Genomic DNA, 15188 nt, shown 5'->3' with positions numbered 1-15188 from the left:
GCGCCGCAGGCTTACGGGGCGCCGGTGCTGGCTATACGTATCGGTATGTCGAGCCGCGGCCAGGAGGCTGAGCATGAGCATGTGGTGGTCACTCCATCTGCGACGCGAGGCCGCGAGCGTGCCGCTCGCCCGTAGGCTGCTGGTCGGCACCATGGAGACGGCGGGCGTGGACCCCGAGATCTCCTACGATCTGTCGGTCGCCCTCAGCGAGGCGTGTGCCAACGCCGTCGAACACGGCGGCGACTCCTCGACCGGCTATCTGGTCACCGCGTTCATCGACGGCGACACCTGCCGGATCGAGGTCACGGACTCCGGGCCGGGCTTCCCCGAGCAGCCCCGCCCCCGTGACCGCCGCCGCCCCCAGCGCCCCGCCCGCGCCACCCGCACCAGGACCCCGGCCCCCGCCCAGGACGAACACGGCAGGGGCCTCTTCCTGATCGAGTCGCTCACCGATCACGTCCGCGTGCGGAACCGCCCGGGGCGGCAGGGCGCGGTGGTCAGCTTCGACAAGATCCTCAAGTGGCGGGAGGGCGCGCTGCTCAAGGCGTCGTGAGCGCCCCCGCCGTGCCCGCGAGGCGCCGCCAGCCGAGGCGCTCCGCCTCCTCGACGACGGCCGGGTGCGCGCCCACGGCGACCGGGTGGCCGACCAGCCGCAGCAGGTCCAGGTCCGAGACGTGGTCCCCGTAGGCGTAGCAGTCCCCGGCCGCGACCTTCCGCTCCTCGATGACGGCGCGCGCGGTCTCCGCCTTGGCGTCGCCGATCATCGTCCGCAGGACCTCGCCGGTGTAGCGGCCGTCGCGCGCCTCCAGCACGGTCGAGTAGAGGCGGTCGGCCCCCGCGTACGCGGCCACCGGGTCCAGGCAGGCCGGGAACGAACCGGAGACGAGCACGGTCTCGACGCCGTCCGCGCGGTGGGCGCGCAGCGCGGCCAGCACGTCGTCGTGGAAGAGGCCGCCGCGCGCCTGGTGGTGGTCGAACCAGCGGCGGCCGGTCTCCGCGACCTGCTCCACGGCGTAGCCGGCGAAGCGCCGGTAGAAGAGCCGGTTCCCCTGCTCGCGGGGGAGCCCGGGGGTGAGCAGGTCCCTCGCGTCGCGGCTCAGCCGCTCCTTCTCCTCGTCGCTGTGGCCCAGCGAGTCGAGGAAGAAGTCGTAGAAGTCGAACATGCTCTTGAGGGTGATGAGCGTTTCGTCGACGTCGAAGAAGGCGACGCCGGGTGCGGCCGTGGACATACGGGTCTCCAAGAGGGCTGGGGTGGGAAGGGGGCTGCGGCGGGGCGGCGGGGTCAGCCGACCGTGATGGTCAGCCGCGCCACGGTGTCCTCCCGCTGCGTCGCGGTCAGGCGGTACGAGGCGGGGCCGTCCGCCGCCGGCTCGCGCGCGGCGGCCAGGCGCACCGGCGCGTCCAGCTCGGCGAACTTCGCGAACTCGCCGTCCAGCCGCAGCACCCGCCCGGGGCCGTGGCCGGTGCCTCCGTCGCCGCCCCCGAGCAGCGCCGCGCACTGCCGCGCCGCCTCGCTGAAGACCATCGCCGGGACGTGGTCGTAGGGGTGGTCGTACATGCTCCGGTTGCGGAAGGTGCGCGGGCTGAGGGCGGCCTCCAGGGTGCCGTCGGCCGTGCCGCGGACCGCGTCGAGCACCACGTTGCCCGGGTCGAGGCGGCCCACGGCCGAGGGCGCGGCCGGCTCGCCCGCCGGGTCGGCGGGCAGGGTGAAGGCGGTCGGGGCGTCCGAGCCGCGCTGCATCCGGCGCAGCGCGTGGTACTGGTCGGTCGGGGTGCAGCTGACGTCCATCGTCAGCCGGCCCAGGGGCCGGCCGTCGAGCCGCAGGTCCATGGCGAAGACCAGGCGGCGCAGCCGGCCGCCGCGCCGCTGCCGGTCGGTGACCCGGGCCTCGGCGACCAGCTCGCCGGGGCGCTCGCCGCAGGCCAGCGCGGCGGGGTCGGTCACATCCAGGGACCAGGAGGTGACCATGAACGTGGTCGAGAGCGGGACGTCCTCGTGCACGTGGGCCGCGTAGGTCACCGCCTGGCGGCAGCTCTCCAGGACGAGCAGCGCGTCGTGGAAGTCGCGGCCGGCCCCGCGGTGGTCGCGGAAGTAGCCGTGGGAGAGGGGCAGCTGGGCGGCCGCCGTGAAGCGCGCGTCGTCCCCGCCGATCGAGTCGGTCAGGAACACCTCGGAGAGGGCCCAGCGGTGGACCATCCCGCGCGGGACGGTCCGCTCGAAGGCGGGCGCCGGTACCGGCGGGGACAGCTCCTCGCCGGCGGCGGGGTGAACGGTCGCGGTGTGCATGGAATCTCCAGACGGGGGTCAGGCGGACTCGGGGCGTACGACGACGGCGCAGCCGACCGAACCGTCGGGGCCCACCGAAGTGATCACGGCGGCGCCCTCGGCGGCCGCCGCAGGCTGCTGCCAGCGGGCCAGGACCGCCGCGAGCTGGAGGGCGCCGCCCGCGCTGTGGGTCTCGCCCAGCACCGGCTGCACGCGCAGCCTGCGGGGCTCCGGGCCGGGCCCGAACGCCAGGCGCAGCCCGCGCTCCTCAACGGCGGCCCAGCCGCGCCGTCCGGCGGCGCCGACGGCCGCCACCGCGACGTCCTCGGGGGCGACGCCGCTGCGGGCCAGGGCGCCGCGCACGCAGTCGGCGAGCCTGCGGGCCACGCCGAGGGGGCCCGCCTCCGGGCCGGCGGAGCCGATGTCGCAGGCGAGCAGCCGGGCGAGCGGCGCGGGCCCGGCCGCGGGGCCCGGCCCGGCCGCCAGGCGGGTGACGAAGACGGCGCAGCCCTCGCCGAGCGCGGTGCCCGGGGCGAGCGCGCCGGCCCGGTGCCAGGCCCAGGCGCCGTGCGGCGAGAGCTCCTCGACGCCGCCCACGAGCAACTGCCGCGCGTGGCCGCGCACCAGCGCGTTCCGGGCGTAGCGCAGCGCGTGCAGGGAGGCCAGGGGGCCGCCCGACACCGTCGCGTTGAGCCCGGTGAGGCCGTGCCGGATGGCCGCCCGGCTCGCCGCCGAGTTCATCAGGGTGCTGGGGAAGGCGGACGGGTTCACGAGGTACGGGCGCTCCTGGACGAGCGTGTCCCGGGTGAACTCCGCGACGGCGCTCGCGCTGCCCAGCGCGCTGCCGAGCACCACACCCGTCTCACCGGCCACCGCCGAACCGTCCGGCCCGGCAAGGCCGTTCAACCCGCCGGGCCCGCCGGCCGCCTCCAGCGCCTCCGTGCAGGTGGCCACGCCCAGCAGGTCCGTACGGGTCAGCCGGCTCAGCCCCTTGCGGCCCAGGACGGCGGCCGGGTCGAAACCGGCCGCCGGGCGGACGTCCAGCGGGGGGTACGGCACGTCACCGGGGGCGGCCGGGCGGTCCGCCGCGTCCGCGACGGCCGGGCCCCGCCCCTCCAGCGCCGCGCCGAGCGCGGCCAGGCCGGGGCCCGCCGCGCTGTGGACCGCGCAGCCGAGGAGATCCACCGCGGGCACGGGGAACCGCGCCTCCGGCCGGGCCTCCGACCGGTCAGGTGCCCACGGGTCCGCCGCCCCGCCCGTGCTGCGCGGGGCCGTCGTCAGGGTCATGCGTCGAACCTTCCGAAGATCGCCACGGCGTTGTTCCCGCCGAAGGCGAAGCCATGGTTCTGGGCGATGGACAGCCGTGCCTCCCGCGCCCGCCCGGGCACGCAGTCCAGGTCCGGCCCGAGTGCCGGGTCGACGTCGCGCACGGTCGCGCTCGGCGGCAGGAAGCCCTCGTGCAGGGCCGCGCAGCACACCAGCGCGCCGAAGGCGGCCGCCGCGCCCATCGTGTGGCCGATCATCGACTTCACCGAGCTGATGGGCGGGAGCGGCGCGGAGTCGCCGAACGCCTCGCGTACGGCCGCGACCTCGGCGGCCTCGTTCGCCGGGGTCCCCGTGCCGTGGGCGCAGATGTAGTCCACCTCCTCCGGCTTGACGCCGGCCGTGCGGTGGGCGCGCCGGACGCACTCGGCGATGGAGGGGCCGTGCGGGTTGGTCATGTGCCGCGCGTCGCACGTCATGCCGTACCCCAGCACCTCCGCGTAGACGCGGGCGCCACGGGCGAGCGCGGCCTCCAGGGGCTCCAGGAGCAGCGCCGCGCCGCCCTCGGCGGTGACGATGCCGTCCCGGTGCTCGTCGAACGGCCGGGGGACGTCGGCGGCGAGCGCGCCGAGGCGGTGGAAGCCGGCGTGCGTCGCCCGGTTGGAGGCGTCGGCGCCGCCGCACAGCACCGCGTCCGCCTCCCCGGAGCTGACCAGGTCGAAACCGTAGCCGACGGCGTAGTTGCCCGCCGCGCAGGCGGTGCCGAGGGTCAGCGCCTCGCCGGTCAGGCCGAGTTCGTGGTTGACGGCGGTCGCGATGCGGCCGGCGTCGGCCCGGCCCGCCAGGGCGCCGTCGAGGTGCTCGACGCCCTGGCGCACCCGCTGGGTGGCGAGCCGCTCCAGGACCTGCGACTCGCCGTTGGTGGTGCCGAAGCAGCTGGCCGTGCGGAGGGCGGCGAGGGCGCCGGGGTCGATCCCGGCGTCCTCGACCGCCATCCGGGCCGCGGCGGCGGCGAACTGCCCGCTGCGGCCCCACTCACGGTGGTCCAGCCGCTCCAGGAGGGCGGCGGGGTCGAAGTCCGTCACCTCACCGGCCAGGGTGTGGTCGAAGCCGGTGGTGTCGAACTGCCCCGCCGGACCGATGCCGCTGCGGCCCTCACGGATCGCGGCGGTGAACTCCCGGGCGCCCAGGCCCAGACCGCTCACCGCCCCGAGCCCGGTGACGGCCACCCGGCGGACCTGCCCGGTGCTCCGCTCAGACACCGGCGACCTGGCCGGCGCTGTGCTTCGCCACCACCGCGTAGGCCGACGGCAGGTCGTCCAGCTCGGTCAGGTCCTCCTGCGGGATCTTGATGCCGAGGTCCCGCTCGAAGCGCGAGAAGATCTCGATGACGAGCAGCGAGTCCGCGTCGAAGTCGTCGGCGAAGCTGCTCTCGTCCGTGAGGGCGCCCTCGTCCTCCACCTCGAGGACGTCGCCGACGATCGCCCGGACCTTGGTCCGGAGCTCCTCGGAAATGGTGGCGTCGCTCATTTTTCCCCCTTCGCACAGTAAGTTCGCGCCGATGCCCGGCTGATGCCGGCGGGCGCCGCCCGGCGCCGGCCGCCCCGAGGGCGCCGGCGGATGCCCGGACGGCAGCCGATGTGTGCCGTGGACCGAGCCGGGCACCGGACCGGTTCCGACCGGTCGACCTGAATCGAAGCTCCAACGCGGCGGCATCGGCAAGCACCCCCAAAGTGGCATCGCCATGTGTCCGACGAGCCGCAACCGGCCTTCCCTAAGGGGCAATCGCGTGATCACGGGTGGATTCACCGGCACCCTTTCACCACGATCGCCCTGTCACGGCGGACGTCCCGCCGGCACGGCGTGGGACGACGGCCGGCAGGTCTGAGGGGGGCTTACGAGATGAGACCGGTGGAGGCCGTGGGGATCACGGCCGCTGAGCTCTGGCTGCCCGACGGGCGGGAGCGGGCGTCCGACGCCGTCGGGGACGGGAGGCTGCGCGCCCGCGCGGCCCGCGAGCTGGGCCACGACACGGTCCCGGCGGCCGAGGACGTCCCCGCGCCCGACATGGCGGTCGAGGCGGCGCGCACGGCGCTGGCCGCGGCCGGGGTCGCGGCCGGTGACGTCGACATGGTCTGCCACGCGTGGATGTACTACCAGGGCCACGACCTGTGGTCGCCCGCCCACTACATCGCCGCGCGGCTCGGCGCGCACGACGCCCTGCCGGTCGGCGTCCAGCAGGTGTGCAACGGCGGTTCGGCCGCCGTGGAACTCACCGCCGCCTGGCTCGCCGCGGCGCGCGCGAGCCGCCCCGGGACCCCGCGCCGGGGACTGCTGACCACGGGCGACCGCTTCGCCGGGCCCGGCTTCGACCGGTGGGCCGGCGACTACGGGGTCGTCTACGGCGACGCCGGCACGGCGGTGCTGCTGACCGTGCCCGCCACGCCGCGGGACCCGCTGGTGCTGCTGTCGGTCGCCACGGCCGCCGCACCGGAGCTGGAGGCCATGCACCGCGGCACGGACCCCTTCGCCCCGGCCGCCCGCACCGTGCGCGAACGGGTGGACATGCGGGCCACCAAACGCGCGTACCTGACCGAGTGGGGCAGCGACGGCTTCAACGCGACGAACGAGGCGGCCATCCGTAAGGTCGTCGCGGACGCCCTGCGCGACGCCGGGAGCGGGCCCGGCGACCCGCGCCTGCGGTACGCCGTCCTGCCGCGCTTCGGCCTCAAGTCCCTGAACGAGTCGTGGATCCCGGTCCTCTCCGCCACGCTCTCCGCCGACCTGCTGGACCCCGGGCGCGACACCGGCCACCTGGGCGCGGGCGACTCCGCCGCCGGCCTGGCCGAACTGGTGCGCGCGGGCACTCTGGCGCCCGGCGAGCGGGCGCTGGTCTTCAGCGCCGGCGCCGGATTCACCTGGTCGTGCCTCGTGGTGGAGCGCCCGGCCGCGCCTCCGGCGGGCTGACCGACCGCCGTTCACCGACGACCGACGGAGCCGGCCGCCGGGTGCGCACCAGGCACCGGCCGGCCCGAGTAAGGGGAAGAACATGTCACGTTCCGTTTTCATCACCGGGGGGAACCGGGGGATCGGCCTGGCCGTCGCCCGGGCGATGGCCGCCGACGGGGACCGGGTGGCCGTCGGCTACCGCTCCGGCGAGCCGCCGGAGGGCCTCTTCGGCGTGCGCTGCGAGGTCACCGACCCGGAGTCGGTCGACGCCGCCTTCGCGGCCGTCACGGCCGAACAGGGGCCCGTCGACGTCCTGGTGGCCAACGCGGGCATCACCCGCGACACCCTGCTGCTCCGTATGGACGACGCCGCCTTCGACGACGTGCTCGCCACCAACCTCCAAGGGGTGTTCCGCACCGTCCGGGCCGCCGCCGGCGGCATGCTCGCGGCGCGCGGCGGCCGCATCGTCCTGATGTCCTCCGCGCTCGGCTTCCTCGGCTCCCCCGGGCAGGCGAACTACGCGGCCACCAAGACGGCCCTGGTGGGTTTCGCGCGCTCCCTCGCCTGGGAACTCGGCTCCCGGGGCGTGACCGTCAACGTCGTCGCCCCCGGCATCATCGAGACCGACATGACCAAGCGGCTCACCGACCGCCGGATGAAGGACGTCATGCGGATGACGCCCCTCGGCCGGACGGGCACCGCCGAGGAGGTCGCCGCCGCCGTCCGCTTCCTGGCGGGGGAGTCGGCCTCGTACGTCACCGGGGCCGTCCTTCCCGTCGGCGGCGGTATCGGCATGGGCATCTGAGCCGCGGTCCAGGACAGTGGATTCGCGAGACGGGCGGGTCGACGGAGCCCCGCCCCCGGAGGGCGGGCATCCCCCGCTGTGCCGCGCGGACATGGTGGTGCTCGACCTGTGGGAGGGGCCGCGGACGGACCCCGCCGGCCGGGCGCGGCGCAGGGAGTCGGTCGTCCGGGCCCTGTACGCCGCGTGGCTCGCGCCCCTGGGGTTCACCGCGGAGTGGCCGGAGGCGGCCGACGGCCCCGGTGCGCCCGGGGTGCTGCTGCGGCACCACCGGCCGGTGGTGATCCACGAGGCGGCGCGGGCCCTGGCGCGGTGCGCCCGCTGGGAGCCGGTACCGCTCGGGGCCCTGTGGTGGGAACCGGGCGCCGAGGACGTGGGGTTCGCCGACCTGTGGGACATGGTCGCCGCGCTGCGGGACGCCGTGTACGCGCGGTCGGGGTGGGGCGCCCCGGCGGACCGGGACACCGTGCCCTTCCGGGAGGACCCCGGCTGAGGGCCGTGCCCCGCGGCCGTGCACCGGATGACCGTAAGGACGCCGGGAGGCTGCCGGGCCGATAAACGTACCGGCATCCGGCGGCACTTGGGCCGATGCGGACCAGGTGCGTACGGGCCCGGCCCGACGGGCCCGTACGGCGGCGGTCAGGCGTCGACCCGGGTCCGCTCGGCCGGTACGGACCGCCGCACCGTGAGCGACGTGCCCGCCCCGCGCGCGGCGCTCCAGCGGCGCATGGCGGGCCGCTCCACGCAGACCATGAGCAGCCAGCCCGCGACCAGGCTGAGCGCGCAGGCGCCCAGCAGCGCGAGCACGCCGCCCACCGGTCCGAATCCCCACTGGTCCCCGTCCAGCAGGGTCCGCCCGTAGAAGAGGACGATCGCCTGGCAGAGGTAGAACCCGAAGGACACCTCGCCCAGCCACTGCATCGTCCGCCCGCGCATCAGGGTGCGGGTGCCCCGCACATCGGCGGTGGCCACGGCGGAGATCAGGGCACCGACCGGCAGCACGGTGGCGGCGACGAAGCCGAACTGGAACGGCAGGACCATCGTGGCCGCGTAGCCCGCGACGACCAGGAGGACCGCCGGGACGATGCCGATCCGCGGCCACCGGCCGGCGGCGACGATGCGCGCCAGCAGCATGCCGAGGACGAACTCGAACATGCGCAGGGGCGGGAAGAAGTAGCCGAACCAGAACTGGGTCGGGGAGACGGGCAGCAGGGCGGGCCGCGGGGTGTCGGTGACCAGGTACGCGCCGGCGAGCGCGACCGCCACCGTGCCCGCCACCATGAGCCAGGCCCACATCCACAGGCGGCGGTCCGCGATCCGCAGGACCGGGCGCAGCGCGAAGGGGAACAGCAGGTAGAAGAGCAGTTCGCTACAGAGCGACCAGCTCGGCGGGTTGGCCCCGAGGTTGATGTCGAGCCGCGGGTACCAGGAGTTGACCAGCGCCAGGTTGGCGCCCCAGACGGCGGGGCCGACGGTGGCCCCGGCGAACAGGACCATGGCCAGCACCCAGGTCACCAGGTGGTTGGGGAAGATCTTCAGCAGCCGCCGGCGGTAGAAGTCCCGCAGGCGCTCGCCGGGGCGTGCCACCCAGGTGAGGACGAAGCCGCTCAGCACGAAGAAGAAGGAGACGCCGAGGTATCCGGCCCGGCTGAACAGCTTCTCCGTCGCGTGCGCCAGGCCCTGGTCCGCGAAGGGGTTCATCGGGGACCCGGGGTCGAGCGGCGAGTTCATCTGCGTCATGTGGAACAGGAACACGAACAGCGCGGCGAAGAAGCGCAGTCCGGTGAGGGAGGGGAGTCGGGACCGTCTGGCGTGCTCCGTGCGCTGTGCGGGGATGGTCGGGTGCATGTGCCGTACTGCCTTCCGCGGGGTGGGGCGCCGCCCGGCGGGCCGCGGGTGGAATGCCCGCGCGCCACGCCGTCCACCGGCCGGGGCCGGGCGGCGAAGGTCCCTGAACGGTAGGGCGGGCCCGCCCCCGCGCCGGGGCCCGCTGCGCCACAGGGGGCAGCGGATGTCACCAAGGAGGCACGAGGAGGCATCAGGCCGATTCGGGGTACTCCCGGTAGCGGCGGCCCATCCGCTTGGGGGCGGCGACGGGCGGCTCGATCAGGCCCAGTTCCACGGACTTGTTGGCGGCCTCGACGCGGGATCCCACGCCGAGCTTGTCGAAGATGTTGCGCATGTGGCGCTTGACGGTCCCCTCCGTGATGTCGAGCCGGCGGGCGATCTGATAGTTGCTCAGGCCGTGCGCGGCCAGCTCGACGACCTGCGCCTCGCGCGGGGAGAGCGGGCCGGGCGCGGGCGGCGGGGGCGCGGCCAGCGACTCGGCGGAGAGGGAGAGGGTGATCCTGCTGCCGGGGGTGGTGGCCTCGCGGACGGCGGCGAAGAGCGCCTGGTGGCTCACCGTCTTGTGCAGGAAGCCGCGGATGCCCAGCGGCAGCAGGGCCTGGACGAGCTGGGGGTCGTCGTGCATGGTCAGCACGAGAATGCCGCCCGAGGGGGCGGCTTGCTGGAGCTTGCGCACGGTGGTCGGCGGATGGGCGTTGCCGGGCATGCCGATGTCGAGGAGGGTGATGTCCGGCTGGTGCTCGGCCGCCAGCCGGATGGCCTCGGGGGCGCTGCCGGCGGTCGCGACGACCTCGAACTCCTCGGTGGTGTGAAGGATCTCCGCCAGCGCGTTGCGCAGCAGGGTGTGGTCGTCGGCGATGAGAATGCGAATGGTGTCCATGGTTCCCCCTCGGCGGTTCACTTGCTCGTCGCCCGCGCCGTCTCGCGGGGCGGGCGGCGGACCCGGGAGCCCCCGGGGAGTCAGGCGCGTGGCGCCCCGGCCGGCTCGCCGGTGACCACGGAATCCCCGGGGTCCCTGGTGCCGGGCCATTCCGGCAGCGGCAGCCACAGTGTCAGCCGGGTGCCCGCGCCCGGCCGGCTCTGCAATTGACAGGAGCCGTTGAGCTCCCTGGCCCGTTCCCGCATCATGACCAGTCCGCCCTGATGGCCGACGCGGTCCTCGGGATGCCCGGAGTTAACGATGCGGGTCTCGTCGTGGTCGAATCCACGGCCGTCGTCATAGGCCGCCGCCTCGACCCGGTTGGGTTTGATGCAGACGTCGATGGATATGGATTGCGGTGCGGCGTGCGTAAAGGAATTGCGAAGGAATTCCCGGAGAATGAGGAACAATTCGGTGCGGTGCGGTACGGGCAGCCAGGTCTCGTCCCCGCTGACCGTGACGCGCACCGGCAGGCCGCGGAAGTTCAGGGCGCCGGCGCAGTCCCGCAGCTCCGCCTCCAGGCTGATGAGCGGGGCCCCGTGGCGCAGGCCGGAGATGAGGCCCCGGGTGAAGCCGACGGCCTCCTGGAGGGCTTCGTCGAGGGCGGCGAGATGGGAGCGCCGCGGGCCTCCGGGGCCCGCGGCGGTCATGCGGTAGAGCTCCAGATGGCGGAAGGCGAGGGCGAGGCTGTTGCCCAGGAGGTCGTGGATGTCGCGGGCCAGCCGGTCGCGCTCGCCGGTGTTGACGCGGTCGATCTGGCGCAGCAGGTGGGCGTCGTAGCCGAACACGGCGGCCTGGGTGTGCTGCGAGCCGATTCTGTTGAGCACCTGGGCGGCGCGGCCCATCAGGCGGTGGCGCTCCTCGGCGGGCGCGTCGGCGGTGAACCGTTCGGCGGTGGCGAGGGCGGTGTGCGTGAGGGTTTCGAGGGCGCGGAGCGAGTCGACGAGCCGGACCCCGCTGATGGCCCTGCGGGTGCCCAGCGAGGAGGAGCCCGAGAGGTCGAGCGCGGCGGCGATGCCGGTGGACTCGTCCTCGTCGGGCAGGTCGAGGGCGCGCGCCCAGCGGGTGAGGATCAGATCGGCGTGGGAGCGCGTGTCCTCCCACAGTTCCGGGAGCTTCCCGAGCGGGTTGTCGGCCTTTTCTAATGCGTCACGGTATCGGGCCACCAGTGCGGGAATCTCTTCCTCCAGTTGCCCGCCCAGGGAATGTCTCGATGAACAGTGACCTTGCATGTGACCCCTCCCCGTACGCCTTCGCGCTGTCAACACGCACAGCGTTCTGCACCACCGGACCGTAACATGGGGTCTACAAACAAGATCGTTCATTTGCCAATTTTTGACCAATTCTCGAAGGTGTGGAGGGCGGGTCTCCGTGCTATTGGAGAAATCTCCCGCCCCGACCGCCCCCGCAATTGTTCAGATGCCTTTCGGCGCTCTTTTGTGGCCTTCTGTCCGGGCTGTCTCCCTCGTTACCTCAGGTATTAACGCCAGGCGCTTTGTCGCTACAAGTGCCGAAGTCTCTAGAAATGCCGAAGGGCGCGCGCGGCGCGCAGCGCCGCGGGTACCTCGTCCGGGCGGACCCGGCGGAAGAGGTGCCCGTCCGGGCGGACCACGGCGGCCACCGGGCCGGGGCCCAGGAAGCGGGTCAGCACCCCGTCGGGCGCCGCGCTCAGGTCCGTCCACCGGGTCTCCGCCGGGGCCCCGGCGCGCATCCGCGCGTACGCCTCGGACCGGTGGGCGGCGCTGTCGGCCGGGTCCCAGCGCAGCAGCACGGTGAACGCGTCGCGCTCGGCCGCCACCCAGCCGTCGGCCGTGAAGCCGCCGCCCGGGGAGGTCCCGTCGGGGAAGTCCGGGCCGGCGACGGCCCCTTCACGACTCTCCTCACCGACGGCCTGTCCCGCGGACCCCACGGCCCCCAGGAGCACCGGCACCCTGGCACCCGGCCGGGCACCGGTCCCCCGGGCCAGCTCCGTGGCGAGCTCGGTGGGCGTGGGCGCGGGCCCGTAGTGCGTGTCGGTCTGCGCCACGATGGGCGCGAGCGCCCGCTGCACCAGCCCCGCGCGGTCGGCGCCGCGCAGCGCGACGTCCCGCGCGGCGATCTGCGCGCGCCGGGAGACGAAGCCCCACCGCGTCTGCCGGCCGGTCGTGGCGGTCACCCGGTGGGCGGCCTCCCGGCGTTCGGCGTCGTAGCTGTCCAGGGCCGCCGGGTCGAGCCGGCCCCGGGCCACCCCGGCCAGCTTCCAGCCGAGGTTGACCGCGTCCTGGAGCCCGGTGTTCATGCCCTGGCCCCCGGCCGGGCTCATCACGTGCGCCGCGTCCCCGGCCAGGAAGCACCGGCCGGCGGAGAACCGCGCGGCGGTCCGCACCCGCACCCGGAAAGTCGTGCTCCACTTCAGCCCGCGGACCACGCCGTGGCCGGGCGCGCGCTCGTCGAGCACCTCCTGGAACAGCGCGAGCGGCGGCGGGGTGTCGTCCTCCGGGTGCGGCACGCTCACCGCGAGCCGGTACACGTCGTCCCCGAGCGGGCCGAGGGCGAGGCTGCCGCGCGGCGAGTAGCAGTAGCCCAGCAGCCGGTCCGACAGGTCGCCGTCCACGTGCGCGTCGGCGATCGCGAAGCTCACGTCCGGCTGGGTGCCCTCGAAGGGGATGCCGAGCAGCTTGCGCGTGGTGCTGTGCGCGCCGTCCGCGCCGACCAGCCACGGCACGTCGGTCTCCTCGGTGGCCCCGTCCTCGTGCTCCAGGGTCACCGCGCAGTGCTCCGGGTGCTGCGCCAGCCCGGTCAGCCGGACCCCGCGCTCGACCGTGCCGCCGAGCTCGGCCAGCCGCTTCTCCAGCACCTCCTCGGTGCGGCTCTGGGCCAGCATCAGGCCGAAGGGGTACGGCGTGTCGGGGAGCCGGTCCAGCCGGGCGGTGCCGAGCAGCCGCCCGGACGAGTAGTAGCCGACGCCGCTGACCCGGTGCCCGCGCTCCACCAGGGTGTCCGCGACGTCGATCCTGCGCAGCACCTCCAGGACGCGGGGCCAGACGCTGATGGCGCGGGAGTGCAGGGAGTGGCTGCGGTTCGCGTCGACGACACGCACCGGGACGCCCTGCTGGAGCAGTTCGCAGGCGACGACCAGACCGACGGGTCCGGCACCCACGACGAGCACGGGAGCTTCTGCTGCCGGCATGAGGGTGACTCCTTACGGGGGGAGGACGGGGTATCGGCCCGTCCGGCGTTTGAGGACACCGCGCGAAGCGCGCGGTAGGGGCCCGGGGCGGAGCCCAGGTCCGGGAAGGGGCGGGGAGGGGAAGATCTCGACGCGGCCCGCAGCCGACGGATCACGCCGGCCGACGCCCGCGGTCTGCGGACCCGCGGTCCACGGACCCGCAGACCGCGGAACCGCTCAGACCTCCACGCGCCCCGCCGCCGAGGACACCGCCGCGTCCGGCGAGGACGCCTCCACGGCGGCGCCCCGCGCCGCCTCCGCACGCCCCCGCAGCAGGAACGCGATCAAGGGCACGGCCACCACGCACAGCGCGGCCAGCACCCACAGCACGGTGTGCAGCGCGCTCGTGTACGCGTGCGCGGCGGTGTCCACGAACGCGTCGCGGGCGCCGGGCCCGCGCACGGTGTCGGCGGCGGTGGCCAGGTCGCCCTGGTTGAGCAGGTCGGCGACGCGGTCCGGCTCGTCCGCGTACGGGGTGTCGTACGAGCCGAGCTTGCCGTCGAGGCCGCCCCGGGTGAAGGTGACCATGAGCGAACCCACCACGGCGATCGCGGTGGCCTCGCCCGCCAGGCGCATGGTGTTGAACATGCCCGAGGCCATGCCGGTGCGCGCCGGTTCCACGCTGTCGGCCGCGGCCCCGTCCAGCAGGCCGAACGAGATGCCGACGCCGACGCCGATCAGCAGCATGGGGCCGAGCACCGGAAGGTTCCCGCCGCCCGGCTCGATGACCGTCAGCCACGCGCAGCCCACGGCGACCAGCAGCACGGACGCCACGATCTGCGTTCCGGCCGGTATCCAGCGGGTCAACGCCCCCGCCACCACGGGGAAGACCAGCGTGGGGGCCGTGAGCATCATGATCGTCAGACCGGCCTGCTGCGGGCTGAGCCCGTCCACCGCCGAGAAGTACGACGGCAGGTAGACCACCAGCGGGCTGAAGCCGAAGACGATGACCATCACGGACACGCACAGCCCGAGGAAGCGCGGGCGGCGCAGCAGCGTCAGGTCGAACATGGGCTGCGCCTGCCGCTTCTCGACGACGGCGAACGCGGCCAGCAGCACCACGAACCCGGCCAGCGGGCCCAGCACCGCGACATGCGCCCAGCCCAGCTGCGGGCCCTCCACCAGGCCGAACACCAGGAGTACGAGCGCCCCGGTGAAGGTCACCGTGCCCGCCTTGTCGACCCGGCCGCCGGCCGGGCCGCGGGACTCCGGCACGAACGGCGCGAGCAGCAGCACCGCGAACGCCACGACCGCCGGGACCAGGAACACCGACCGCCAGCTGAGGTTGCTCACCAGCACGCCCGCGATGCTCGGGCCGAGCGCCAGACCCAGGCCGACCGTCGTGCCGAACAGGCTGAACGCCCGTGCCCGCGCCCGGCCTTCGAAGACCTGGGCGAGCAGCGCGCTGCCGCTGGGCAGCGCCGCCGCGGCGCCCGCGCCGGACACCGCGCGGGCCACGTCCAGCAGCACCACGTCGTTCGACACCGCGGCGACCAGCGCGCCCGCGCCGAACAGGGCCGTGCCGATGAGGAACACCCGTTTGCGTCCGACAAGGTCCGCCAGCGAACCGGCGGCCAGGATGAAGCCGGCGAACGTCAGGTTGTAGCCGTTGACCGCCCACTGGAGCGCGGCCAGACCGCTGTTCAGATCGGTGGCGATGCTGGGCAGCGCCACGGACGTACCGGTGATCGACAAGGGGAACAGCACCGAGGCCAGGCAGACCGCCAGCAGCGTGAGCGAGGGGGACCGGCGTCCGCCCTGCCGCCGGGGGGCATCGGGGACGGGCATGGTGGCAACCTCCAAGGTAGACGAGCCCGGACGCTAGCCGCCGGCGCCGCGTCCGCCGGGCGCGATTACCGCGCAGGGAACAGGCGATGCCTCCAAAGAGGCAGTGGGCGGATCTCTGGGGGCATGGGCACCGGCCCGGCCGCGC

General features: G+C 74.6%; 14 protein-coding genes. 4 read left to right on the top strand and 10 right to left on the bottom strand.

Annotated elements, in window-relative coordinates:
- Positions 1-73: 73 nt before the first annotated feature.
- On the top strand, positions 74-553 hold the full coding sequence (locus tag SMD11_RS16410; RefSeq protein ID WP_087927168.1) for an ATP-binding protein: 480 nt from the start codon (positions 74-76) through the stop codon (positions 551-553).
- Here the strand turns inward: SMD11_RS16410 and SMD11_RS16405 are convergent.
- The 5 genes from SMD11_RS16405 to SMD11_RS16385 are packed head-to-tail and all read right to left on the bottom strand — an operon-like array spanning position 540 to position 5059.
- On the bottom strand, positions 540-1229 hold the full coding sequence (locus tag SMD11_RS16405) for an HAD family hydrolase (RefSeq protein WP_087927167.1): 690 nt from the start codon (positions 1227-1229) through the stop codon (positions 540-542). The genes SMD11_RS16410 and SMD11_RS16405 overlap by 14 nt on opposite strands.
- Before the next feature lie 53 nt (positions 1230-1282).
- Positions 1283-2287 (bottom strand): ScbA/BarX family gamma-butyrolactone biosynthesis protein, encoded by a 1005-nt coding sequence (locus SMD11_RS16400; protein WP_087927166.1) that lies wholly within the window; start codon positions 2285-2287, stop codon positions 1283-1285.
- 18 nt (positions 2288-2305) lie between these two features.
- The gene (locus tag SMD11_RS16395; protein WP_087927165.1) at positions 2306-3553 is read right to left on the bottom strand and encodes a beta-ketoacyl synthase N-terminal-like domain-containing protein; all 1248 of its coding nucleotides are present in this window, start codon (positions 3551-3553) and stop codon (positions 2306-2308) included.
- Positions 3550-4791 carry a beta-ketoacyl-[acyl-carrier-protein] synthase family protein gene (locus tag SMD11_RS16390; protein ID WP_087927164.1) on the bottom strand — a complete coding sequence of 414 codons (1242 nt, stop codon included), beginning with the start codon at positions 4789-4791 and terminating at the stop codon, positions 3550-3552. The genes SMD11_RS16395 and SMD11_RS16390 overlap by 4 nt, the downstream gene beginning before the upstream one ends.
- Positions 4784-5059 carry an acyl carrier protein gene (locus tag SMD11_RS16385; protein ID WP_087927163.1) on the bottom strand — a complete coding sequence of 92 codons (276 nt, stop codon included), beginning with the start codon at positions 5057-5059 and terminating at the stop codon, positions 4784-4786. The genes SMD11_RS16390 and SMD11_RS16385 overlap by 8 nt, the downstream gene beginning before the upstream one ends.
- 372 nt (positions 5060-5431) lie before the next feature.
- Between SMD11_RS16385 and SMD11_RS16380 the strand changes: the two genes are divergently transcribed.
- The 3 genes from SMD11_RS16380 (at position 5432) to SMD11_RS16370 (ending at position 7773) form a co-directional block, all read left to right on the top strand.
- A complete protein-coding gene (locus tag SMD11_RS16380; RefSeq protein WP_087927162.1) occupies positions 5432-6496 on the top strand; it encodes a 3-oxoacyl-[acyl-carrier-protein] synthase III C-terminal domain-containing protein in 1065 nt (354 codons plus the stop codon).
- An 82-nt stretch (positions 6497-6578) separates the two neighbouring features.
- Positions 6579-7283 (top strand): 3-oxoacyl-ACP reductase FabG, encoded by a 705-nt coding sequence (gene fabG / locus SMD11_RS16375; protein ID WP_087927161.1) that lies wholly within the window; start codon positions 6579-6581, stop codon positions 7281-7283.
- Between the two features lie 16 nt (positions 7284-7299).
- The gene (locus SMD11_RS16370) at positions 7300-7773 is read left to right on the top strand and encodes a hypothetical protein (RefSeq protein ID WP_234366065.1); all 474 of its coding nucleotides are present in this window, start codon (positions 7300-7302) and stop codon (positions 7771-7773) included.
- Between the two features lie 146 nt (positions 7774-7919).
- On the opposite strand, the gene SMD11_RS16365 is transcribed toward SMD11_RS16370, so the two are convergent.
- From SMD11_RS16365 to SMD11_RS16345, 5 genes are all read right to left on the bottom strand, one after another.
- On the bottom strand, positions 7920-9128 hold the full coding sequence (locus SMD11_RS16365; RefSeq protein ID WP_087927159.1) for an acyltransferase family protein: 1209 nt from the start codon (positions 9126-9128) through the stop codon (positions 7920-7922).
- 190 nt (positions 9129-9318) lie between these two features.
- On the bottom strand, positions 9319-10008 hold the full coding sequence (locus SMD11_RS16360; protein WP_087927158.1) for a response regulator: 690 nt from the start codon (positions 10006-10008) through the stop codon (positions 9319-9321).
- 80 nt (positions 10009-10088) lie between these two features.
- Positions 10089-11213: a sensor histidine kinase gene (locus tag SMD11_RS16355; RefSeq protein ID WP_159395308.1), complete on the bottom strand. Its 1125-nt coding sequence runs from the start codon at positions 11211-11213 to the stop codon at positions 10089-10091.
- A 353-nt stretch (positions 11214-11566) separates the two neighbouring features.
- The gene (locus tag SMD11_RS16350; protein ID WP_087927156.1) at positions 11567-13216 is read right to left on the bottom strand and encodes an FAD-dependent monooxygenase; all 1650 of its coding nucleotides are present in this window, start codon (positions 13214-13216) and stop codon (positions 11567-11569) included.
- 216 nt (positions 13217-13432) lie between these two features.
- On the bottom strand, positions 13433-15043 hold the full coding sequence (locus SMD11_RS16345) for an MFS transporter (protein ID WP_087927155.1): 1611 nt from the start codon (positions 15041-15043) through the stop codon (positions 13433-13435).
- Between the last annotated feature and the right edge of the window lie 145 nt (positions 15044-15188).

Source organism: Streptomyces albireticuli (assembly GCF_002192455.1).
GTDB classification, from domain to species: Bacteria; Actinomycetota; Actinomycetes; order Streptomycetales; family Streptomycetaceae; genus Streptomyces; species Streptomyces albireticuli_B.
The sequence above is the reverse complement of the archived record's forward strand: the minus strand, read 5'-3'. Positions and strand labels throughout refer to the sequence as shown.